Origin of the sequence: Nesterenkonia sp. CL21 (assembly GCF_031705515.1) — a bacterium.
Classification (GTDB): domain Bacteria; phylum Actinomycetota; class Actinomycetes; order Actinomycetales; family Micrococcaceae; genus Nesterenkonia; species Nesterenkonia aethiopica.
On sequence record NZ_JAUTWR010000005.1, the window covers coordinates 76,401 to 98,925 of the forward strand.

Here is a 22,525-nt window from a genome sequence, read left to right on the forward strand (position 1 = left end):
GCTCATGCCGGGGAGGGGCCCGGCGGGAGCCGCGGGGCCCCAGGGGCCGGGGCCGCGCTGGACGGCGCCGAAGGACTCCTCCGGCGATCCAGGACCACCAGCGGGAGTCGGCGACGACGCGGAAGCCCCGCCGCCCTGCTGACCGGGGCGACCGGGCTGCCCGGGGCCGTCGGGGCGCTCGCCGGGGTGGGCGCCGTCGTGGTGTCCCTGGTGATTCATCAGCTGCTGTTCCTCATCGTTCGGCTCGTCGACCCGTCCGCGGCCACACTCCTGGGTCGGATCGCCCGCCTGGGTGGTGCGGTCCGGCCGCGACTGCGGATTCAGCCTAGCAACCGGGCACAGCGCAGACCGTCCTCCCGACGCCGTCCGTGGCCCCGTGACGGTCACGATCCCGCAACGATGCCGTCACCCGCGCCACCGGCGCCCGCATCGAGCACCGCGGTCCCCACGCCGTTCTGCACCCGGAACGTGAGATCGCACCTCGAACGGTCACGGTGCGATCTCACATCAGGATCAGCGAGACGGCGATCATCGCCGGGATCGCCAGGATGGTGGTGACCAGCACGGTGTCGCGGGCGATCACCTCGCCGGACTCGTACCGGATGGCGCTGACCAGCACGTTCTGAGCGGTCGGCAGGGAGGCCATCACGACGGCGGCCAGCAGCTGGTGCCCCTCCAGCCCGAACGCGAAGGCGGCGAAGACCCAGGCCAGCGTCGGGTGCAGCAGCAGCTTCAGGCTGGAGGCCAGCAGGACGTCGCGGCGTCGCCCGGCCTTCTTGTCCAGCGGGCGGCTGCCCACCAGGGAGAGCCCGAAGGAGAGCAGCATCAGCGGGATGGAGGCCCCGGCGATCAGCTCCACGGATTCATGCATCGGGCCCGGCAGGTGCCAGTCCTGCCAGGAGAAGATCAGCCCCAGCACGGCGCCGATGATCATGGGGTTCACCGCCGACTGGCCGAGGCTGCGCAGCGTGGAGGTGCGTCGGGCGGGCCGGACCTTGGTGGTGGTGCCCTGGTCCCGGGTCAGCCAGTCCATGGCGGTCACGTAGACCGGGGTGTAGAGGGCGAGCTGGAACATGATGATGGGGGCGGCGAAGGCCACGTCGCCCAGCACGTAGGCGGCGATGGGGAAGCCGAGGTTCGCCGAGTTCACCAGGGAGCCGCTCATCCCGCCGATCATCCGCTCCGAGCCGGGCCGTCGCTTCAGCAGGAGCTTGGCCAGCAGCAGGTAGATCAGCAGGGTGGTGAAGGCGCCGAGGGCGGCGATGGCGAACTGCGGGCCCAGCACGTCGCGCAGGGAGGCGTCGGCGACGGTGAGGAAGAGCAGGCAGGGCGAGGCGACGAAGAACGCCACCCGGCTGAGGACCACGCGCGCCTCCGGCGGAAGCAGTCCCAGCTTCCCGATGACGAAGCCCACACCGATGATGAGCCAGATGACGGAGAAGCCGGAGAAGACTGCCTCCATATCGCCCCCTGATCATCCTCGTGCCGACCGTCCGATTCCGAGGATGACTCTACTCCTGCGGGCTCAGGCCATGCCGCACAGGGACGTCGGGTGACGCGAGCATGACATGAGCCCGCCGTCGTCGTCCTGCCGGGGCGGACGACGACGGCGGGCTCATCAGATCTGAGGGCCGGTGGGGCTCACTCTCCCTCGGTGGGGCTCAGGAAGTCCTCCCGGATCCGGTCCACACCTTCGGAGGAGATCTGGAAGCCGTGCTCCTGGCCGGCGTCGATGATGATGCCGGCGCCGGAGAGGGACTGCACGACCGCCACGCCCGGGGCGTCGACGGCGTGCGGGGCGTGCTCGGCGTACTCGGCCGGCACCACGTCGGTCCCCGAGAACAGGGCGATCAGCGGGTTGCCCTCGTTGTCCTGCAGGGTCAGCGGGTTCACCGAGGCGGTCTCCGGGGTGACCTCCTCGCTGCTGAGGAAGTAGACGGTGGAGGTCAGGAAGGCGCGGATGATCTCGCTGGGCTGGGCCTCACCGTCCTTGCCGGCGATCAGCGTGTCGCGCAGGTCGGGCAGCTGCTCGCCGTCGGGGGTCTCGTCGGGGTTCTGGGCGCCGGGGGTCTGAGGAGTCTCGCTCATCCGTCCACGCGATCATGTCCGCGCGCGGAATGCAAGGCCGCGCCTGTGACGTGGGGGACTGACATCTCGGAGCCGACATGTGCGCCGTGGGCGGCGGGCGCGCATGCCCGGGTGCGGTACCTTGGGCATCGTGCTGCTTTCAGACCGTGACATCCATGCAGAGCTCGACGCCGGCCGGATCCAGCTGGACCCGCTGGACGAGTCCATGATCCAGCCCTCCAGCGTCGACGTGCGCCTGGAGCGCATGTTCCGGCTGTTCGACAACCACAAATACGCCCACATCGACCCCTCGGTGGAGCAGACGGACCTGACCCGCCTGGTGGAGGTGGACCCCGAGGAGCCCTTCGTGCTGCACCCCGGGGAGTTCGTCCTCGGCGCCACCTATGAGGCCGTCACCCTGCCGGAGGACGTCGCCGCCCGGCTGGAGGGGAAGTCCTCACTGGGACGGCTGGGGCTGCTGACGCACTCCACCGCCGGATTCATCGACCCCGGGTTCTCCGGGCAGGTCACCCTGGAGCTGTCCAATATGGCCACGCTGCCCATCAAGCTGTGGCCGGGCTCCAAGATCGGGCAGCTGTGCTTCTTCCGCCTGACGTCCCCGGCCAGCCACGGCTACGGCAGCCAGAAGCACCAGTCGCGGTACCAGGGCCAGCGCGGCCCGACGGCGTCGCGGTCCCACGAGAACTTCCACCGCACCATCATCGGCTGAGGGCCCGACGCCGGACCTTCTCCAGGTCTCTGGCTCAGCTCATCCCCGCACGCGGTGTTCGCGCATCTTCGCCGGCCCGGTGGGGTTGCGCACCAGCAGCATCGCGGCCAGCCCCAGCACCAGGATCACCACGATCCCGAGGATGATCGCCTTGTCTCCGCCCTGCACATCGGTGTCCTCGGCCGAGGAGATCAGCAGCATCAGGGAGATCAGCGCCGGGGTGAGGAAGCTGACGCTGCGCCCGGCGGTGGCGTAGAGGCCGAAGAGCTCCGCGGCGCGGGCGGGCGGCGCGAGCCGGGCCAAGAACGCGCGAGAGGACGCCTGCGCAGGACCCACGAAGAACGTCAGGCCCAGTCCGAACACCCAGAACGCGGCGGTGGGCTCCAGGACGAGCACCCCAAAGTCCCGCTCCACGTCGAGGAAGTACATCAGGCTCGCCAGGGTCACCAGCGCCATGACGCAGGTCATGATGACCGCCCGCGGCCCGAGCCGGTCGTCGAACCAGCCGCCGAGGAAAGCGCCCAGCGCGGCGACCACGTTGCCGGCGATGCCGAAGATCAGGATGTCTCCGGTGGTGAACCCGAAGACTGTGACCCCCAGGATCGCCCCATAGGTGAACACCGCGGAGAGCCCGTCCCGGTAGATGGCGGAGGCCAGCAGGAACCACAAGGTGTTGCGGTCCTCCTTCCAGAGCCCGACGATCACCCGGATCAGACGCCGGTAGGACTCGGCGATCGAGACCTTCTCCTCGATGGTCTCGGCGTCGGCGGTCTTGACCTTGGTGAACAGCAGCGGCAGCGCCCACAGCAGGAACCAGGCCGCCGCGACGACGGCGACCATCCGGATGTTGATGGCCTCTTCGTCGCCGAGCCCGAACCAATAGGGCGGATCCCCGGCGACCAGGCCGAAGTAGACGAGCGAGAGGATCGCGATGCCGCCCAGGTAGCCGGCGCCCCAGCCGATGCCCGAGACGCGGCCCATGCGGTCATGGTCGGAGATGTCGGTGATCATCGCGTTGTAGTTCAGGTTCGCGAACTCGTCGAACAGCGTCATGGTGGCCATCAGGGTCACACCCAGCACCAGGTATCCCTGGTCGGGCTTCACGAAGAAGCAGGAGGCCACCAGCGCCACCACGATCAGCGTGTTGATGATCAGCCACAGTCGACGGCGGCCGGCCTTGTCCGCGCGCTGGCCGATGACCGGCGCTGTCACGGCGATGATGCCGCCGGCGATCGCGTTGGCCGTGGTCAGGTACTGGGTGCCCTGCCCGCCGGGCCCGACGGCGTCGGCGATGTAGGTGCCGAAGACGAAGGTCACCATCACCGCACTGACGGTGGCGTTGCCCCAGCTCCAGAGGCTCCAGACAGCGATGATGCGCTTGTGCAGCGGCTGGCTCGCGGAGCTCGGGGCCGCGTCCACGGATGAGGTCATGGGCGCATCGTATCGTCGAGCAACCGTCACGTGGCATGGCTGGCAGGGTGCCGCTGGAGAAATCCCCGGCCGGCGCGGCCGCCGACGGCCGCATCCAGGCCGTGCGACGAGCGTCACCCCGGTCCGTCCCTTGCGCCTGTTAACATGGGACGACTCCTCCTCAGTGCGGCTGACGTGGAGCGTCCCGCGCCGCACGGTGTGGTCCTCGACGCGGAAGGAAGCCCATGCTGCTGATGCTCGCTGTGCTGTTCGCAGTGAGCCTCGTGGCGCCCTGGCTGTTCCGTCGGATCGGACGCTCCGCCTTCGTCGTCCTCGCCGGAGTCAGCGCGGCGGCGCTGGTCTGGGTGTTGGTCCACCTGCCGCAGGTGCTGCGCGCGGACCAGGGTGCGCCCTCGGGGTCCCCGAACGCACCGCCGTCGGAGATCACCGAGTGGATCCCGGAGCTGGGCGTGGAGATCGCCTTCCGCGTGGATGCCCTGACGCTGGTGATGTCCCTGCTGATCCTCGGCATCGGTGCGCTGGTGCTGCTGTACTGCGCCCGGTACTTCCGCGCCTCGGAGACGGCGGCGGGGCCGTTCGCCGGGCAGCTCTTCGCGTTCGCCGCCGCCATGCTGGGCCTGGTGATCAGCGATGACCTGGTGATGCTGTTCATCTTCTGGGAGCTCACCACCATCCTCTCGTTCCTGCTGATCGGCTATTCGGCGCATCGCATCCTCGCCCGCCGGTCGGCCATCCAGGCGCTGATCGTCACCACGTTCGGCGGCCTGGCCATGCTGGTGGGCCTGCTGTGGCTCGGTGAGCTGGCCGGCACCTACCGGCTCTCGGAGATCCTCGCCCAGGCGGACCGGCTGCACGGCACGGCGGTGGACCTCGCGGTGCTGCTGATCCTCATCGGGGCGCTCTCCAAATCCGCCCTGGTGCCGTTCCACTTCTGGCTGCCGGCCGCCATGGCCGCCCCCACGCCGGTCTCCGCCTACCTGCACGCCGCCGCGATGGTGAAGGCCGGGGTGTACCTGGTCGCCCGCCTGGCCCCGGGGTTCCATGACACCGCCTTCTGGATTCCCACGGTGCTCGGAGTCGGGCTGGCCACCATGCTGGTGGGCGCCTGGCGGGCGCTGCGGCAGACCGACATCAAATTGGTGCTCGCCTACGGCACTGTCTCCCAGCTGGGCTTCCTGGTCATGGTCAACGGCCTGGGCACCGAGGACGCCGCCCTGGCCGGGCTGGCGATGCTGCTGGCCCACGGCCTGTTCAAGGCCGCACTGTTCATGGTGGTCGGCATCATCGACCATGAGACCGGCACCCGCGATCTCACCAGACTCTCCGGGCTGGCCCGGACCCAACGCCCCCTGTTCTGGATCTCCGTGGTCTCCACCGCGTCCATGGCGGGGCTGCCGCCGCTGTTCGGCTTCGTGGCCAAGGAGGTCGTCTTCGAGTCGTTCTACGGCTACGCCGAGGTCACCGCCGGCTGGGGCTGGACGGTGCTGATCGGCGTCGTCGTCGCCTCCGCGCTGACCGTGGCCTACTCGGCACGCTTCCTGTGGGGCGCCTTCGCCACCAAACGCTCACCGGAGGGCACCGCGACGGCGCCCACGCGCTTCCACGCGCCGGCCGGTCCCGTGTTCCTCGCCGCCCCGGCGGTGCTGGCCGCCGCCACCGTGGTGCTGGCGCTGTGGCCCGCGCCCGCAGAACGGCTCATCGACCCGTTCGTCACCCTGTTCGAGCCGGTCTCCGCTGAGGCCCATGGCACCTATCTGGCTCTGTGGCACGGGCTGACTCCGGTGCTGGGGCTGTCCGTGCTGGCCTGGGTCCTCGGGCTGGGGCTGTTCGCCGCACGCCGCCCCGTCGCGCGTCTGCAGGAGGGGGTGCCCGCAGTCTTCGACGCCGAACGCGGCTACCGCGCCTCGGTGAAGCTGGTGGACGTCGTCGCGGTGTGGCTGACCTCGGTGACGCAGCGCGGCTCCCTGGCCTGGTACCTGTTTATCATCCTGGCGGTCGCCACCGGCGTGGTCTGGTCGGTGCTGCTGTTCACCAGCCATGAGGTGCCGGAGAGCTGGATCGTCGCCGAAGGGCCCCTGCAGATGGTCCTGGGCGCGGTGGTGATCGGCGGCGCGATCGGTGCGGTCTGGGCGCCCAAGCGTTTCATGGCGGTGCTCATGGTCTCCCTGTGCGGCTATGGGATCGCCGGGCTCTTCGCCCTGCAGGGCGCCCCCGACCTGGCGCTGACCGTGCTGCTGGTGGAGTCGATCGTGCTGGTGGTGTTCGTGCTCGCACTGCGCTCGCTGCCGGCCGGCATCTGGACGCAGAACCCGGCCCGGTTCAGGATCGGGCGCGTGGTGCTGGGCATTGCGTTCGGAGCCGCAATGATGGGTGCGGTTGCCGTCGGGCTGGACTCCCGGGTGGCGGAGCCGATCTCCGCGGAGTTCCCGTGGATGGCCTACGAGGTCGGCCACGGCGCCAACATCGTCAACGTCACGCTGGTGGACATCCGTGTGTGGGACACCTTCGGGGAGATCACCGTGCTGGCCGCCGCCGCCACCGGAGTGGCCTCGCTGATCTTCGTCAAACGCCGGGACGTGCGACGGCGCAGCCTCCACGAGGTGCCCACCGGGTCCGTGGGTCGGGTGCTCAACGAGGACAACCTCACCCCGCGCCAGGCCCGGGAGATCCGGGTGGCCCGCAGCTTCTCCACTGTGGCCCGGGAGGCCTGGCTGGTGGCCGGGCGCACGGTCGCTCCGGAGCACCGCTCGATCATCTTCGAGGTGGTCACCCGGCTGATGTTCCACGCGATCGTCCTGCTGTCGGTGTACCTGCTGGTGGCCGGCCACAACCTGCCCGGCGGCGGATTCGCCGGAGGGCTGCTGGCCGGGCTGGCGCTGACCCTGCGCTACCTGGCCGGCGGACGGTATGAGCTGGAGGCCGCCGTGCCGTTCAGCGCCTCCGCCCTGATGGGCTGGGGCCTGGCGCTGGCCTGCTTCACCGGCCTGGTCTCCCTGCTGGCCGGCGGGCACATATTCCAGTCGGCGGTGCTGGACCTGGACCTTCCCCTCCTGGGCGAGCACCATCTCGCCTCGGCGATCATGTTCGACATCGGCGTCTACCTGGTGGTGGTGGGTCTCATCCTGGACATCCTGCGCAGCCTGGGCTCGGAGATCGACGTCCGCTCCGAGATGGAGAACCGCGCGGCCGAGAGCGGAGAGACCCTGCAGGGTCCGCAGGGCCACGGGATCCACGCCGAGACCACCATGGGGGTGGCCCGATGACCGTGAACCTGACTCTGCTGGTGCTGATGGGTGCCCTGTTCGCCGTCGGGATCTACCTGCTGCTGGAGCGTTCGCTGACCCGCGTGCTGCTGGGCATCATCCTGATCTCCAACGCGGTGAACCTGCTGCTGCTGCAGAGCGGCGGCCGGGCGGGGGACTCCCCGCTGGTGGTCGAGGGCGACGTCGGCGCCGACTTCTTCGACCCGCTGCCCCAGGCGCTGCTGCTGACCGCGATCGTCATCGCCTTCGCTCTGGTCAGCCTGATGCTGGCACTGATCTACCGCTCCTGGGTGCTGGCCCGCCAGGACGAGGTCTCCGATGACGAGGAGGACCGGCGCGTGGCCTCCCAGCCCGTCTATGATCCCGAGGAGGACTCCGAGGTGCCCACCGAGACCTCGGAGTTCGGCACCGAGGACCAGCAGGCAGAGGAGCTGCTCAACCCCCGGTCCGGCCGGGACGAGGACCTGCCGGACCCGCCCGCTGCCGTGGCAGGCGAGGATGCCGCGGTGAGTTCAGACCCCGAGAGGGGGCGCTGAGCCGTGCAGACGAACTTTGTCGAACTGCTGCCGCTGGCAGTGCTCATCCCGTTCTTCGGGGCGGGCCTGGCCTTCGCATTCTTCCGTCAGAAGACCACCCAGCGCGCCATCACCCTCGGGGCCCTGGTGCTCACCGTGGTCCTGGAGATCACCCTGTTGGCCGAGACCTGGGACGGCGGGGCGCATGCGGTCCACCTGGCCGGCTGGCCGGCGCCGTTCGGCATCTCCATGGTGATCGACCGGTTCTCCGCTCTGATGCTGGTGGTCTCCTCGATCATCACCCTGGCGGTGCTGCTCTACGCGGTCGGCCAGGGCGCCGCCGAGGAGGGTGACGACGCCGGGCCGGTCTCGATCTTCTACCCCACGTACCTGATCCTGGTGGCCGGAGTCTCCAATGCGTTCCTCGCCGGGGACCTGTTCAACCTCTACGTGGGCTTCGAGATATTCCTGACGGCGTCGTATGTGCTGCTGACCTTGGGCGGCGGGGAGTCCCGCATCCGTGCAGGGGTCACCTATGTGGTGGTCTCGATCATCTCCTCGATGCTGTTCCTGATCACCATCGGCGTAGTCTATGCGGCTACCGGGACGGTGAATCTGGCGGATCTGGCCCTGAAGCTGGGAGAGCTGGACGGTGACATGCAGCTGCTGCTGCACGTGATGCTGCTGGTGGCCTTCGGGATCAAGGCGGCGGTGTTCCCGCTGGCGTTCTGGCTGCCGGACTCGTACCCCACCGCCCCGGCGCCGGTGACGGCGGTCTTCGCGGGCCTGCTCACCAAGGTCGGCATCTACGCGATGATCCGCACGGAGACGCTGCTGTTCCCGGGGGAGCGGATCAACACCGTGCTGATGATCGTGGCGCTGCTGACCATGATCGTGGGCATCCTGGGCGCGCTCGCCCAGGGGGACATCAAACGTATGCTCTCCTTCACCCTGATCAGCCACATCGGGTATCTGGTGTTCGGGCTCTCGCTGGTCTCGATCGTGGGGATGTCCGCCACCATCTACTACGTGGCGCACCACATCACCATCCAGACCACGTTGTTCCTGGTCACCGGGCTGATCGAGCGTCGGGGAGGCACGTCCACCGTGGACCGGCTGGGTGGGCTGGCGAAGATCTCCCCGGTGCTGGCGGTGCTGTTCTTCATTCCGGCGATGAACCTGGCGGGGATCCCTCCGTTCTCCGGGTTCATCGGCAAACTGGGGATGATTCAGGGCGGGATTGCGGAGAACACGTGGATCACCTGGCTGCTGGTGGTCGGTTCCGTGGTGACCTCCCTGCTGACGCTGATGGCGGTGGCGCGCATCTGGGCGCGCGCCTTCTGGCGCCGCGCGGAGGACGCCGAGGACCCGGACCGGCTGCTGATGTCGAAGACGCTGGCCCATGCCCGGGCGGCGAACAAGCGGCTGCTGCCGATGTCGGTGGTCGCTCCGACGGCGATGCTGGTGGGTCTGTCTCTGGCGTTCACGGTGTTCGCCGGTCCGCTGATGTCCTTCTCCCGGGCCGCCGCCCAGGACATGTACGAGCGCACTCCGTATGTGGAGGCGGTGCTGGGGGAGGAACGCGTGGACGGCGTCCGGGAGGAGCTGGCGGAGTTCGCCTCTCGGATCCCGGACCTCGACACCGGCGACGGCGGGGCCGATGAGTTCGCGCCGGTGCGCACCTCCCTGGAGCCCGACGACGAAGGCGTCCAGGAGGCCGACGACGGCCGGACCGTCGGCGACACCCCCGGCGACACCACCGGCGACACCACGCCGGATGAGGAGCGTGAGGACCGATGAGACGACCCCGGACTCCGCTGGTGCTCGAGCTGCCGCTGATCGGGTTCCTCAGCTTCCTGTGGATGGGCCTGTGGCAGGACTTCAGCCTGGGCTCGCTGATCATCGGCGCCGTCCTGGGCACCATCATCGTGCGCGTCTTCTACCTGCCCCCGCTGCGGGGGTCGGGCCGGATCAATCTGTGGTGGGTGCTGGTCTTCTGCCTGCGGTTCCTGGTGAAGATGACGGCGGCGTCCTTCCAGGTGGCCTGGATCGCCGTCGTCCGGGGGCCGAAGGTGCGCAACTCGATCATCTCGGTGCAGCTGCGCAGCCATGAGGACTTCATCGTGACCGTCACCGGGCACGCCCTGGCACTGGTGCCCGGCTCCCTGGTGATCGATGTGGACCGCACCACGGCGACCCTGTACCTGCACTGCCTCAACGTCACCGACGATCATGATGCCGAGCGGATCCGGCAGGACGCGCTGCGCACGGAGGCGCTGGTGATCCGCAGCTGCGGCAACCGATCGGACCTGGCCGTGGTGAAGGCGGAGCGGCGGCTCGGGCGGGTCAGCGGATTCTCCAAGACGGAGCGTGACCGGCCGATCCCGGCGCACAGCGCCGCCCCGCCGACGACCGGTATGCCGTCCACACCGGGTGAGGAGGCCCGCTGATGCTCGAGCACGCCTACTGGATCACCCAGACTCTGCTGGCGGCGGCGGTGTTCTGCGCCGTCTACCGGGTGTTCCGCGGGCCGTCGGTGCTGGACCGGGTGATCAGTGTGGACGTCATCCTGATCATCGTCTCGTCGATGCTGATCACGGACATGGTGGCCCGGAACCATCAGGACTTCATCCTGTTCGTGATCGCCACCGCGGTCATCGGTTTCCTCGGGGCGGTGGCGATCGCCCGCTACGTGGCGGTGCGACGGCCGGAGGGTGCCGCCGGCGTCACCGAGCTGACTGGTCTGCTGCCCCGCGTCCCCGAGGACCCCGGCAGCGAGTCCGGCGGGTCGGCGGGTGTCGCGACGACCGCGCGACCGGCCCCGTCGGCGGCGAGCCCGTCACGGATCAGCGGCTCGGAGGGTCCGGACCCGCACGGCGGATCCTTCGCCCCCGGCGGCCCCGGGGAGGATGAGGACCCGTCGACCTCGTGGTTCCGGGAGCTGAAGCGGTCGGGCTTCACCCCGCGCGCCCGCTCCCGCAGGGACGAGGAAGGGCCGTCCGATCAGCGGAGCCGACCCGAGGACGGGGGAGAACGATGATGGGAGTTCTGGATCCCGAGCTGCTGGACCAGGTCCTCGACGGCGTCGCCTCGGTGTTCCTGGTGGTCGGCGGGCTGATGTCCTTGGCGGCAGGGATCGGCATGGTCCGGTTCCCGGATCTCCATTCGCGCATGCACGCGGCCACGAAGCCCCAGGTGCTGGGCCTGCTGAGCCTGCTGATGGCCGCGGCGATCACCTGGCGCAGCTGGACCGGGGTGGTCCTGGTGCTGCTGGCGTGGGGGCTGCAGCTCCTCACCGCACCGGCCAGCGCCCATGTGGTGGGTCGGGCCGGGTATCGGACCAAACACTTCAAGGCGGGGCAGCTTGCTCAGGACGAGCTGGCCCGGGCGGTGGACCGGATCTCCCGGGGCCATGGGGCCCGGCGCGAGGTCCGCGACGAGTCGGACTGACCCGCCCAGCGGGTGCGGCGTGGTCGCCACGTGCCTCACCGCCCCATGACACACGTCGACGTTGAGACGTCGACCTGACACATCGAGGAGTCATCTTCCGGCAGATCCGAGGGGCGATGAAGCGCGTCAGCAGCGCAGGACATGCCGGAATGTGACTCCTCGATGGGGGAGCCCGAGGAGGGCGTGCGGTCGGCTCAGACCTCGGCCTTGTCCGCGTAGGCCGCCTTGATCTTCTTCATGGATGCCTTGGCGCCGCGCTGGGAGAGCACCTGCACCCCGGCGGAGATGGCTGCCGAGGAGACCGCGAAGACCAGGGCCTTCTGCAGCGAGATGTCCTCGTCATCGGAACCACGGGGGGAGTCCTCGCCGGTGGCCTGCCTCCAGGCGAACTCGAAGGCCTTCGTGGCGACGAAACCTCCGGCCAGGGAGATCCCGGTGGTCAGCAGCTTGTCCATGATCTTGTCCATCAGCACTCCTGGTGGTGGGATGCGGGCTCGGCAGCACGTCGGCGCAGGTCCGGTGGACCCTGCTGCGGCAAGGGCGCCCGAGGACGCCCTGCACCGTCACCAGCCTAACCGGCAGGCGGCCCGGATGCGCTACTGTGGTGGACGTCATTCGAGACACGACAGGGGAGCGCTTCCCGGGCCTGCGGACGCGGGCACGGCACGGCGCTGAGAGTGGGCACACGGCCCAGACCCTCGAACCTGATCAGGACAACACCGGCACGACGCCGGGACAACGCCTGCGCAGGAAGTCGAGCTGTCCTCGGATGCCGGATCTGCTCCTCGCGTGCCGCATCGCGACGACGGCGCCCCGCTGCCCGGCGGGCCGTCCGTCGCACCGCCGACGGCGGAGACCGCGGCATCGGGCCGCATGGGCCCGCGGTGGGCAGGACCGGCTCCCTCCCTGCGTGCTCGTGGTCCACGCTCGTCACACGAGGGAGCATCATGAGCAGCACTGAACAGACCGCCTCGCGCGGAACGCACGGCCCGGCGGCCGGCCAGTCCGCATCCGGGGCCCCCAGGACCTTCCGCTGGACGGTCTCGGAGATCGTCGTCGCCTCCACCCTGGCAGTGGCCTCCGGCGTCATCTTCTGGGGATGGAACCTGAGCTATCACGTCGTCGGGGGACTCTTCGCCGCCTACCCGCCGGCCGCCACCCTGGTGCACGGCATGTGGCTCTTCCCCGCGGTGCTGGGGATGCTGATCATCCGCAAGCCCGGCGCCGCCATCTACTGCGAGATGGTCGCCGCGGTCGTCTCGGCCCTGCTGGGCTCCCAGTGGGGTCTGACCGTGCTGTCCTCCGGCTTCGTGCAGGGCCTGGGCGCGGAGCTGATCTTCCTGGCGTTCCTCTACCGGCGCTACACCCTGGAGGTTGCGATGCTCGCCGGGGCCCTGTCCGGGTTCTTCGGCGGAGCGACCTACCACTGGATCATCCCCATGTACGCCTACGCGCCGCTGGAGACCTTCATCCACATCGGATGCTTCACGCTCTCCGGGGCGATCATCGCCGGCCTGCTGTCCTGGCTGGCCACCCGCGGGCTCGCGGCCACCTCGGTGCTGGGGCCGCTGGCCTCGCGCCGGGCGCATCAGGAGCCGGTGCTGCGCCGTCGTCGTGAGGGCTGAGGCGATGAGGCCGGACCCCGCTCCCGCCCCCGACGCCCCTGTCCAGAGCCCTGCTGCGGGCGCCGGCGTCGACGTCCGCGGCTGGAGCTACCAGCATGCGGATCGCCCCGCCCCGGCGGTGGACGGGCTGGATCTGCGCCTGGAGCCCGGGGAGAAGGCCCTGCTGGTGGGCGCCTCGGGGGCTGGGAAGTCCACCGTGCTGCACGGCCTGGCCGGAGTGCTGCACGACGACGAGGCCGTCACCTCCGGCGAGCTGCTGGTCGACGGGCTCACCCCGTACCAGGCCCGCGGCGCGGTGGGGCTGATGCAGCAGGACCCGGAGGCCCAGGTGGTGCTCTCCCGCATGGGGGACGACGTCGCCTTCGCCCCGGAGAACCTGGCGGTGGCGCGGGCCGAGATCTGGGACCGTGTGCACCAGGTGCTGCAGGAGACGGGCCTGGCCGGAACCTCCGAGGAGACCCGCGACCTGCTCGACCACCCCACCGCTCGGCTCTCCGGCGGGCAGAAGCAGCGTCTCGCACTGGCCGGCATCCTGGCGATGCGACCGGGCCTGCTGCTGCTCGACGAGCCCACCGCCAACCTCGACCCGGAAGGCACCGACCGGGTGCGCGACGCCGTCGTCGAGGCCTGCCGCCGGCACGGCTCCACCCTGCTGGTGGTCGAGCATCGGCTGGCCACCTGGGTGGATCACGTGGACACGCTGATCGTCCTCGACGCCGCCGGCGGGGTGCGGCACCGGCTTCCGGCCGCCCGGATCCACGACGACGCCGACCTGCGTGCCGACCTCGTGCAGCTGGGCCTGTGGGTGCCCGGCCACGACCCGGTGCCGGAGGCCACCTGGGGGACCGGGCTCCATCCCGCCGGGGCCGCGTCGCCTGCGCCGCTGCTCACCGGCGAGGAGCTCGCCGTCTCCCGGGAGAGGCCGCCCCGGCGGAGGTCGAACCGTCCGGCTCCGGTCCCGGTGCTCCACGGGGTGGACGTCGCGCTCCCGGCCGGACGTGCGCTGGGCATCACCGGCCGCAACGGCGCGGGCAAGTCCACGCTGCTGCTGAGCCTGGCGGGGCTGATCCCGGTCCATGGTGGCCGGCTCGTCGCCGCGGACCGGCTCAAGGGGGCCGACGGCGGTGAGCTCCCGGATGATCCGCATCGGTGGCGCTCTGCTGACCTCGTGGCCCGCATCGGCCTGGTCTTCCAGGAGCCTGAGCATCAGTTCGTCCGGCCCACGGTGCGTGAGGAGCTCGCCCTCGGTGCCCGCCAAGCCCGACGGCCCGGCGGCGACCAGCCGCTGTTCAGCGAGCATGAGGTCGAGCAGCGGGTGGATCGGCTGCTCGAGCGGCTGCGACTGACCGCGCTGGCTGAGGCGAACCCTTTCACGCTCTCGGGCGGGGAGAAGCGCAGGCTCTCGGTGGGCACGGTGCTCGCTGCAGGTCCGGAGGTGCTCATGCTGGACGAGCCGACCTTCGGCCAGGACGCCCACACGTTCGCCGCCTTGATCGGGCTGCTGCGTGAGCATCTGCGCGACGGCGGCACCGTGGTGGCGGTGACCCATGACGAGGCGTTCCTGCGGGCGCTGGAGGCCGAGGAGCTGCGCCTCGGGGAGCCGGGTGCGGGCGCCGTCTCCTCCTCCGCGGGGACCCGCAGCGCGGGAGCGGCCGCCCCGATGCTGACCGGGGTGCGATCGACGTCCTGGCTCGGCGGCTCGAATGCGCTGGCCAAACTGTTCGCCGTGCTGCTCGTGACCGCCGCTCTGGTGTCCACGATGGACTGGGTCAGCTCGGCGGTGGTGATCGTCGCCAGCTTCCTGATGCTGCCGTTGGCCGGGCTGCGACTGGGGCAGTTCCTGAGACGCATCTGGCCGTTCGCGGTGGGAGCGGTGGTGGCCGTCTGGGGGACCGCCATCGCGGCTGAGGAGTCTGGGGCGGTGCTGCTGGACTTCGGCGTCACCACCGTCAGCGAAGGATCCGTGGAGCTGGGGATCGCCATGGGGGCCCGAGCGCTCGCGGTGGTGCTGCCTTCGGTGATCGTCTTCTCCACCACGGACCCGACGGACCTGGCCGATGCGCTGGCCCAGCAGCTGCGGCTCCCGGCGCGCTTCGTGCTGGGTGCGCTGGCAGCGATGCGGCTGCTCGGCCTGTTGGCCCAGCACTGGGTGACCATCGGGCTCGCACGTCGGGCCCGGGGGATCGGCACGCAGGGCGGATTCGCCGGGAAGGTGCGCGCTACGTGCTCGCAGGCGTTCGGGCTGCTGGTGCAGGCCATCCGGGTCGCCGTCCGGCTGGCGGTGACCATGGAGTCCCGCGGGTTCGGTGCGGGACCTCGTACGTGGGCACGGCCGGCGCGCTTCGGCGTCGTGGACGTCCCAGTGGTCCTCGGCGGTGCCCTGCTGGCGGGGGTCGCGCTGACGGCGGCGATCCTGAGCGGGGAATGGAACCCCGTGTGGTGACGGCGGGATCCGCTCCGACGTCGCCGCGCACGCTGTCACATTGTGAAACATTTCACAGCGGCTGAGGGTGTGGGCGGCGAGTGGGGGCCGTGTGGGGGCGTTCTGGCGGCTCAGGGCCACCAACTCGTCGACGGCGATGTGGCCGGGCTCACCTCATCGTCGGGGAGCGGTTCGGCGCGAGGTCTTCGGCAGGAGGCATCCCCGGATTCGCGCGGAATTGCGAAAGATGTGTTGCAGATCCTCCTCTCGCTGTCAGGAGGCAGGGCAGATGGGCCCTGCGTCAGGGGTTGGCGAGGTGACTCGCCGGCGGAGTCCCGTGTGACCTGAAGATGACCAGATGCTCATGCGCATCAGTTTCATCCACCCTCTTCAGCGGGCTCGATTCTCGACGTAGAGTGTTGCCACCTGCAACAGACACCAGCTGCGCCGCTCGAGCTGCTCGCACCATGATTGAGGAAGGCGCCACCGGACTGATCGGCCAGTCACCTGACGGGCCGAACGCGGCTTCAGCCCCGGAAGGGGCCTCTCCGCCGAGGCCAGAGACGCCTTCGCCCGAGGCCGCATCGTGCCGGACGGCCTCCAGATGGAGCGGACTGCGCGGACGGCGTCACGCCCCGCCGGGGCCGTGCCGAGCCACGTGAGGAAACCGTCCGTGAGAATCCCGATCAGCGTCGTCCAGCGGACCACGGCGCGTCCGACTCCCGAGGTGCGGTCGCGTCAGGGGAGCCGTCCGCGAGGCGTCGAGGAGGCGGGATGCTGAAGTTCCTGGCTCTGCGGGCCGTCCGCTACGCCGTGATGACCTTCGCGGTGACCTCGCTGGCCTATCTCATGGCCGTCAGCTTCTTCAATCCCGAGGCCCAGCTCGCGGACATCATGGGCGGCGGGGTGGATCCTGAGGTCAGCCGGGCGAACGTCCAGGACTCGCTGCGGCGGCTGGATCTTGATCCGGACCAGAACGCGCTCCAGCGGTACTGGGTGTGGCTGACCGGAATCCTCACCCAGTGGGACTGGGGCCGGACTCCCAACGGCGGCTACGTCAACGACGAGTTCGCCATCCGGGTGTGGATCTCCACCCAGCTGACGTTGGTCGCCACGGTGCTGACCATGGTCATCGGAATCCTGCTCGGCGTCTACGCGGCGGCCCGGCAGTACCGGTTCGGGGACCGGGCCAGCACCTGGTACTCCTACTTCACGATGATCGTGCCGGTGCCGGTGGCCTACCTGCTGGTCCAGCGGGGGGCGATCTGGGTCAACGAGGCCGCCGGCCAGCAGATCTTCTACGTCACCGGGTTCCGCAGCATCGGCGTCGAGGGGGCCTGGAACCAGTTCGTGGACATGGCGGCCCACTACACGGTGCCCACCGTGGCGATGACGCTCTTCGGCTGGGCCTCCATGCAGATCTCCCAGCGCCAGTACCTGCTGGACTTCGTCAACGCAGACTTCGTCCGCACGGCTCGCGCCACGGGGCTGACCCGCAGTCAGGCGATCCGGAAGCATGCGCTGCGCGTGTCCTTCGTCCCGACGGCGCAGTCCATCGCCTTCACCATTCCCGCGCTGTTCACCGGAACCGTGATGGCCGAGATGGTCTTCAACTGGGACGGGCTGGGCTCCTGGGGACTGCGGGCCCTGCACGCCCATGACGTCAACGCCTCGGTGGCGATCGTCTTCTACGGGTGCATCATCTTCGCCATCGGCGCGATGCTGGCCGACTTCTTCACCTCCCTGGTCGACCCGAGAGTGAGGCTGTGACCCATGTCCATCACCCCGATCAGCGCCGTGGAGAACTCGCGCGCCGCCGCGGACGAGCTGCCGGAGCAGCCGGTGGAGTTCAAGCCGATGGGCAAGAAGCGGCTCATCGCCCGGCGGTTCGTGCGCAACCGGCTGGCCCTCGTCGGCGTGGCGCTGCTGGCTCTGCTGGGTGCGTTTGCGCTCTTCGGGCATCTGCTCACCCCGTGGCACTACACGGAGCAGGACTTCCTGAACCTGGGGACGGGGCCGAGCGCCGAGCACTGGCTGGGGACGAACTCGGCCGGCATCGACATGGTGGCGCTGCTGGCGCAGGGCACCCGCACCTCCCTGATGATCGGGCTGGTCGTCGGCATCCTGACGCCGCTGATGTCCCTGCTGGCCGGCTGTGCGATGGCGTACTTCGGCAAGTGGGTGGACCGCACCCTGATGTGGTTCATCGAGGCGCTGATCATGTTTCCGCAGATCATCCTGATCGGCATCATCATGACCGGGCGCGACGGCGGGCCCGTGACGTTGGCGTTCATCATGGTCTTCTTCGGCTGGATGGCCTCAGCGCGTCTCATCCGGGGGATGTCCCTGTCCTTCGTGGACCGTGAGTTCGTGAAGGCGGCACGTTTCATGGGGGTGCACCCGTTGCGCATCGTGTGGCGGCACCTGACCCCGAACCTGGCCTCCCTGGCGATCATCAACGCGACCACCAGCATCTGGGGTGCGATCCTCGCGGAGATCTCCCTGTCCTTCCTGGGCATCGGGGTCAGCGTGCCGGAGACCTCGCTGGGTCTGCTCATCTACCAGGCCCGCAGCTATGTCTTCGGCCAGCAGCCGTGGATGTTCTGGGCGCCGGTCATCGCCTTCGGGCTGATCGTCGTGGCGCTGATGCTGATCAACGACGGACTGCGGGACGCCCTCGATCCGGAGTCGCGAGCAGGAGGTCGAGCCCGAGTATGAGCACCACGCCAGCAGTGACAGACCGGCGGCAGACCGCCGGGGGCCCGGAGGTGGTCCTCTCCGTGCGGGACCTCAACGTGCGCTTCCCTTCGGAGTCCGGCACCGTGCATGCGGTCCGGGGCGTGGACTTCGACCTGCGTGCCGGGGAGGTCCTGGGCATCGTGGGGGAGTCCGGTTCGGGGAAGTCCGTGACCTCGATGGCCATCATGGGTCTGCTGCCCGAGTCCGCCCGTGTGGACGGAGAGGTCGTGCTCGCCGGAGAGTCCGTGCTCGGGCTCAGCGACAAGCAGATGAGCCGGCACCGGGGGAACACCATCTCCATGGTGTTCCAGGACCCGCTGAGCTCGCTGACCCCCGTGCTGTCCATCGGCCAGCAGATCACCGACGCCATCGGCAACCACCATCCGGAGATGACTCGGCAGCAGAAGGAGGACCGCGCCGCCGAGCTGCTGACCAAGGTGGGCATCCCCTCGCCTGAGGAACGGCTGAAGAACTTCCCCCATGAGTTCTCCGGCGGCATGCGTCAACGCGTCATGATCGCCATGGCGATGGCCAACGACCCGAAGGTCATCATCTGCGACGAGCCGACCACCGCCCTGGACGTCACCGTGCAGGCGCAGGTCCTGGAGCTGCTGAAGGTGGCCCAGCGGGAGACCGGGGCGGCGATCGTCATGATCACCCACGATCTCGGCGTGGTCGCCGGCCTCGCCGACCACCTGGTGGTCATGTACGCCGGTCGGCCGGTGGAGCGTGGCACCACCCGGGAGGTCTTCGCCCAACCATCCATGCCATACACGATGGGCCTCATCGCGGCGGTGCCTCGGCTGGACGTCTCCCCGGAGCACGCGCTGGCCACGATCCCAGGCCAGCCGCCGAATCTGACGCAGCCGCCGCTCGGCTGCCCGTTCGCTCCGCGCTGTCCGATGGCGGCCGAACAGTGCCGCCAGGAGGAGCCGGTGCTGCGCCCCGTACCAGGAGCCTCGGCCCGTGACGACTCCTCGTCAGGTGACGGGGCGGCGCTGCCTCAGGTGGCGCCGCACAGCGCGGCCTGCCTGCGGCTGGAGGAGGCGCTGCGCTCGGACCCGCGGGAGGTCTACGGCGTCGAACGTGTTCAGCCCTCCGCGATCGAGCTGACCCCGCGCGAGAGTCGGGAGACCGTGCTGCAGGTCGAGCATCTGAGCCGCCGGTTCGAGCTGCGCTCCCGGCTGCTGAAGCGCCGCCTGGGCGTGGTGCAGGCGGTCGATGACGTCAGCTTCGACGTCCGTGAGGCGGAGTGCTTCTCCATCGTGGGCGAGTCCGGGTCCGGCAAGAGCACCACGTTGCTAGAGATCATGGAGCTGGACCCGCCGGAGGGTTCGACGCTGCACGTCAACGGCACCACGGTGGCCGGCTCGAAGAAGCGGCACCGGGCGCCGAAGGAGCTGCGGGCGGGCATCCAGATGGTGTTCCAGGACCCCACCGGGGCGCTCTCGCCGCGGCAGACGGTCTTCGAGCTGCTGGCGGAGCCCATGCAGGCGCAGGGCTGGGAGGCCGATCGCATCTCCCGGCGGGTCATGGAGCTCATCGGCATCGTCGGGCTGCAGCCGGACCACCTGGACCGGTTCCCCAACGCGTTCTCCGGAGGGCAGCGGCAGCGCATCGGCATCGCGCGCGCCCTGGCGCTGGACCCGAAGGTGATCGTGCTCGACGAGCCCGTCTCCGCCCTGGACGTCTCCATCCAGGCGGGGGTGGTGAACCTGCTGCAGCGGCTGAAGTCGGAGCTGGGACTCTCCTATGTGATGGTCGCCCACGATCTCTCGGTGGTCCGGCATATCTCGGACCGGGTGGCGGTCATGTACCTGGGCCGCTTCGTGGAGGTCGGTGACGTGGAGCAGATCTATGAGCGCCCGCGGCACCCGTACACCCAGGCGCTGCTCTCGGCCATCCCCGTGCCGGACCCGGAGGTGGAGTCCACCCGGACGCACCTGGTGCTGGAGGGGGACCTCCCCTCGCCGACGAATGTGCCCGACGGGTGCAGCTTCCGGCCCCGCTGTCCGCTGTATCGCCTCCTGCCGGAGGAGAAGCGGAGGTCCTGCCAGGAGGTGGAGCCGGTGCTGGAGCCGCTGGCCGGGGAGGACGACGTCGATCAGCGCGTCGCCTGCCATCATCCTGCGGACCTGCTGAGCACCCGGGAGGCGGCCGTGAACTGAGCGCGTCCGCATCAGAGCATCCGGCCCAGGAGAAGCCCGCCTGGCCGGTCATGGTGCCCGACCCGGCGCAGCGGCGTCGGCGGGCACCCACCAGCGGAGGTGGGCATCCGCATCATCGCACAGGAGGAGAGCACCTATGCAGCACCGGAAGACGAGGATCCCGCGGCGCCGAGCCGCGCTGCCGATGGCCGTCCTGGCGGCCGGAGCGCTGGCCCTGTCGGCCTGCGGCAACGGCGACGGCGGCGGGAGCGGGGGTGGGGGACCCGAGCAGGCCGGTCTGAGCGGGGACCTCGCGGAGGTCTACGACATCAACGCCCAGGACCCGGCGGACCTGCAGGACGGCGGTCAGCTGACTCTGCCCATCGGCCACCTCGGGCCCAACTTCAACGGCCTGACCAATGCGGGCAACGCGCAGGACACCCGGCAGATCCTCAGCGCGGTGCACACCGCCAGCGCCTGGAGGCTGGACCCGGAGGGCGACTACGTCCTCAACGAGGACTACTTCCTCTCGGCAGAGCAGGAGATCACCGACGACGGCACCCAGCTCCTGCACTATGAGCTGAACCCGGAGGCCGTCTGGAACGACGGCACGCCCATCGACTTCGAGACCTACGAGCACACCGTGGCGATCCGCTCGGGAGCCGAAGAGGGCTATGACCTGGTGTCCACGACGGCCTACGACCAGATCGAGAGCATCGAGCAGGGCGAGGACGAATGGCACTTCACCATCACCATGGCGGAGATGTACCAGCCCTGGCAGAGCATCTTCAACGCGGGGAGCACCGGTGACAGCCCCATCATCCACCCTGACGTGGACACCCCGGAGGAGTTCAACGACGGCTTCGTCAACGATGTGCGGCCCGAGTACCGGGCCGGTCCCTTCACCGTGGATGTCATGGACGTGGCCGCGAATGTGATCTCCCTGGTCCCCAACGAGAACTGGTGGGGCGAGGAGCCGGTGCTGGAGCGGCTGAACTTCGCCGCCTATGAGACCAGCGCGACCATCCCCGCGTTCCAGAACGGGGAGATCGACGCCGTCGGAATCGCCACCCGTCCTCGCTATGAGGAGCTGACGGAGTGGTCGGACGAGGGGTATGACATCCGCCGAGGTCAGCGCATGGCGACCTGTGGGTTCGTGCTGAACGGGGATGCCACCACCCTCGACGACGTCGCCGTGCGTGAGGCGATCTTCCGGGTCCTGGACCGGGAGCAGCTGGCGGCGATCCAGTTCGAGGGCATCAACTGGGAGGAGGACACCCCTGGATCTTGGTTGATGATGCCGTTCGATGACCGGTATGAGGACGGCTACCCCGTGGAGGACGACGACCCGGAGGGTGCGGCCGACGTCCTGGAGGAGGCCGGCTGGGTCTTCGAGGATGAGGGGGACGAGTACCGCAGCCGGGACGGCGAGGAGCTGCGGGTGGTGTTCAACACCTTCGGCGATGACCCGATCAACCAGGCGATGACCCAGGCCGCCCAGTCCATGGCGGCCGGGGTCGGCATCAACCTGGACATCAACAACCAGGGCTCCGGGCAGTTCGGCGAGGTCGTGGGCAACCGCGACTTCGGGCTGGTCAACATGTGCTACGGCAAGGCCGGGGCTGACCCGACCAGCGCCCCGAACCAGTTCTACTCCACTGGGGACGGCAACCTGACCGGCCTGGGAGACGAGGAGCTGGACGAGCGGATCAGCGAGCTCTTCGGCATCGAGGACGACGACGAGCGGTTCGCCGAGGCCCATGCCATCGAGCAGGAGGCGCTGAGCACCTACTTCCACTACCTGGCGTACTCGAACGGGCCCGTGATCACGGCCTTCCGTGAGGGTCTGGCGAACTACGGGCCGAGCCTGTTCGAGACCCGCGACTGGACGCTGGTCGGCTGGGAGTCCGACGCCGGCCACGACGGCACTGACACCGGTGTGGACGCCGAGGAGCTCGAGGACACCGACGAGGAGGACACCGAGGCGGAGGACACTGACGCGGAGGACACTGACGCGGAGGACTCCGACGAGGAGTGATCCCGCACGGCCCGGGTGACGGGCCGTCGTCGGCATGAAGACCGGTCGCGGGCGGTCGGGGTGGACAGGTGCGAGTGATCCATCCCGGCCGTCCGCGA

The 22,525-nt window shown here is 69.6% G+C and carries 17 protein-coding genes; 13 read left to right on the forward strand and 4 right to left on the reverse strand.

Annotated elements, in window-relative coordinates:
• Positions 1-502: 502 nt before the first annotated feature.
• Positions 503-1,462, reverse strand: a complete 960-nt coding sequence (locus tag Q7C18_RS09480) for an AEC family transporter (protein WP_085437756.1) — start codon at positions 1,460-1,462, stop codon at positions 503-505.
• Between the two features lie 179 nt (positions 1,463-1,641).
• Positions 1,642-2,088, reverse strand: coding sequence for an SseB family protein (locus Q7C18_RS09485; RefSeq protein WP_311025179.1), 447 nt, complete (start codon positions 2,086-2,088; stop codon positions 1,642-1,644).
• 130 nt (positions 2,089-2,218) lie between these two features.
• Between Q7C18_RS09485 and dcd the strand changes: the two genes are divergently transcribed.
• Positions 2,219-2,797: a dCTP deaminase gene (gene dcd / locus Q7C18_RS09490; RefSeq protein WP_311025180.1), complete on the forward strand. Its 579-nt coding sequence runs from the start codon at positions 2,219-2,221 to the stop codon at positions 2,795-2,797.
• Between the two features lie 39 nt (positions 2,798-2,836).
• Here the strand turns inward: dcd and Q7C18_RS09495 are convergent, their stop codons facing one another.
• Positions 2,837-4,228 (reverse strand): MFS transporter, encoded by a 1,392-nt coding sequence (locus tag Q7C18_RS09495; protein WP_311025181.1) that lies wholly within the window; start codon positions 4,226-4,228, stop codon positions 2,837-2,839.
• A gap of 224 nt (positions 4,229-4,452) precedes the next feature.
• Between Q7C18_RS09495 and Q7C18_RS09500 the strand changes: the two genes are divergently transcribed.
• The 6 genes from Q7C18_RS09500 to mnhG are packed head-to-tail and all read left to right on the forward strand — an operon-like array spanning position 4,453 to position 11,456.
• Positions 4,453-7,491 (forward strand): Na+/H+ antiporter subunit A, encoded by a 3,039-nt coding sequence (locus Q7C18_RS09500; RefSeq protein ID WP_311025182.1) that lies wholly within the window; start codon positions 4,453-4,455, stop codon positions 7,489-7,491.
• Positions 7,488-8,027, forward strand: a complete 540-nt coding sequence (locus Q7C18_RS09505; RefSeq protein ID WP_311025183.1) for a Na(+)/H(+) antiporter subunit C — start codon at positions 7,488-7,490, stop codon at positions 8,025-8,027. The genes Q7C18_RS09500 and Q7C18_RS09505 overlap by 4 nt, the downstream gene beginning before the upstream one ends.
• Before the next feature lie 3 nt (positions 8,028-8,030).
• Positions 8,031-9,806 (forward strand): Na+/H+ antiporter subunit D, encoded by a 1,776-nt coding sequence (locus Q7C18_RS09510; protein ID WP_311025184.1) that lies wholly within the window; start codon positions 8,031-8,033, stop codon positions 9,804-9,806.
• Entirely contained in the window at positions 9,803-10,456 is a 654-nt protein-coding gene (locus Q7C18_RS09515; protein ID WP_311025185.1) for a Na+/H+ antiporter subunit E, read from the forward strand. The genes Q7C18_RS09510 and Q7C18_RS09515 overlap by 4 nt, the downstream gene beginning before the upstream one ends.
• A complete protein-coding gene (locus Q7C18_RS09520) occupies positions 10,456-11,046 on the forward strand; it encodes a monovalent cation/H+ antiporter complex subunit F (RefSeq protein WP_311025187.1) in 591 nt (196 codons plus the stop codon). The genes Q7C18_RS09515 and Q7C18_RS09520 overlap by 1 nt, the downstream gene beginning before the upstream one ends.
• Positions 11,043-11,456 carry a monovalent cation/H(+) antiporter subunit G gene (gene mnhG, locus Q7C18_RS09525; RefSeq protein ID WP_311025188.1) on the forward strand — a complete coding sequence of 138 codons (414 nt, stop codon included), beginning with the start codon at positions 11,043-11,045 and terminating at the stop codon, positions 11,454-11,456. The genes Q7C18_RS09520 and mnhG overlap by 4 nt, the downstream gene beginning before the upstream one ends.
• A gap of 194 nt (positions 11,457-11,650) precedes the next feature.
• Here mnhG and Q7C18_RS09530 read toward each other — a convergent pair whose 3' ends face one another.
• Entirely contained in the window at positions 11,651-11,923 is a 273-nt protein-coding gene (locus tag Q7C18_RS09530) for a DUF4235 domain-containing protein (RefSeq protein WP_083277505.1), read from the reverse strand.
• Between the two features lie 480 nt (positions 11,924-12,403).
• Between Q7C18_RS09530 and Q7C18_RS09535 the strand changes: the two genes are divergently transcribed.
• From Q7C18_RS09535 to Q7C18_RS09560, 6 genes are all read left to right on the forward strand, one after another.
• Complete coding sequence (locus tag Q7C18_RS09535; protein ID WP_083277504.1) at positions 12,404-13,081, forward strand: ECF transporter S component; 678 nt, start codon at positions 12,404-12,406, stop codon at positions 13,079-13,081.
• Between the two features lie 4 nt (positions 13,082-13,085).
• Complete coding sequence (locus tag Q7C18_RS09540) at positions 13,086-15,524, forward strand: ATP-binding cassette domain-containing protein (protein ID WP_311025189.1); 2,439 nt, start codon at positions 13,086-13,088, stop codon at positions 15,522-15,524.
• A gap of 753 nt (positions 15,525-16,277) precedes the next feature.
• Positions 16,278-17,273, forward strand: a complete 996-nt coding sequence (locus tag Q7C18_RS09545) for an ABC transporter permease (protein WP_311025190.1) — start codon at positions 16,278-16,280, stop codon at positions 17,271-17,273.
• Between the two features lie 3 nt (positions 17,274-17,276).
• A complete protein-coding gene (locus tag Q7C18_RS09550; protein WP_070160229.1) occupies positions 17,277-18,221 on the forward strand; it encodes an ABC transporter permease in 945 nt (314 codons plus the stop codon).
• The gene (locus tag Q7C18_RS09555) at positions 18,218-20,410 is read left to right on the forward strand and encodes a dipeptide ABC transporter ATP-binding protein (RefSeq protein WP_311025191.1); all 2,193 of its coding nucleotides are present in this window, start codon (positions 18,218-18,220) and stop codon (positions 20,408-20,410) included. The genes Q7C18_RS09550 and Q7C18_RS09555 overlap by 4 nt, the downstream gene beginning before the upstream one ends.
• Before the next feature lie 136 nt (positions 20,411-20,546).
• Complete coding sequence (locus tag Q7C18_RS09560) at positions 20,547-22,427, forward strand: ABC transporter family substrate-binding protein (RefSeq protein ID WP_311025192.1); 1,881 nt, start codon at positions 20,547-20,549, stop codon at positions 22,425-22,427.
• Positions 22,428-22,525 lie beyond the last annotated feature (98 nt).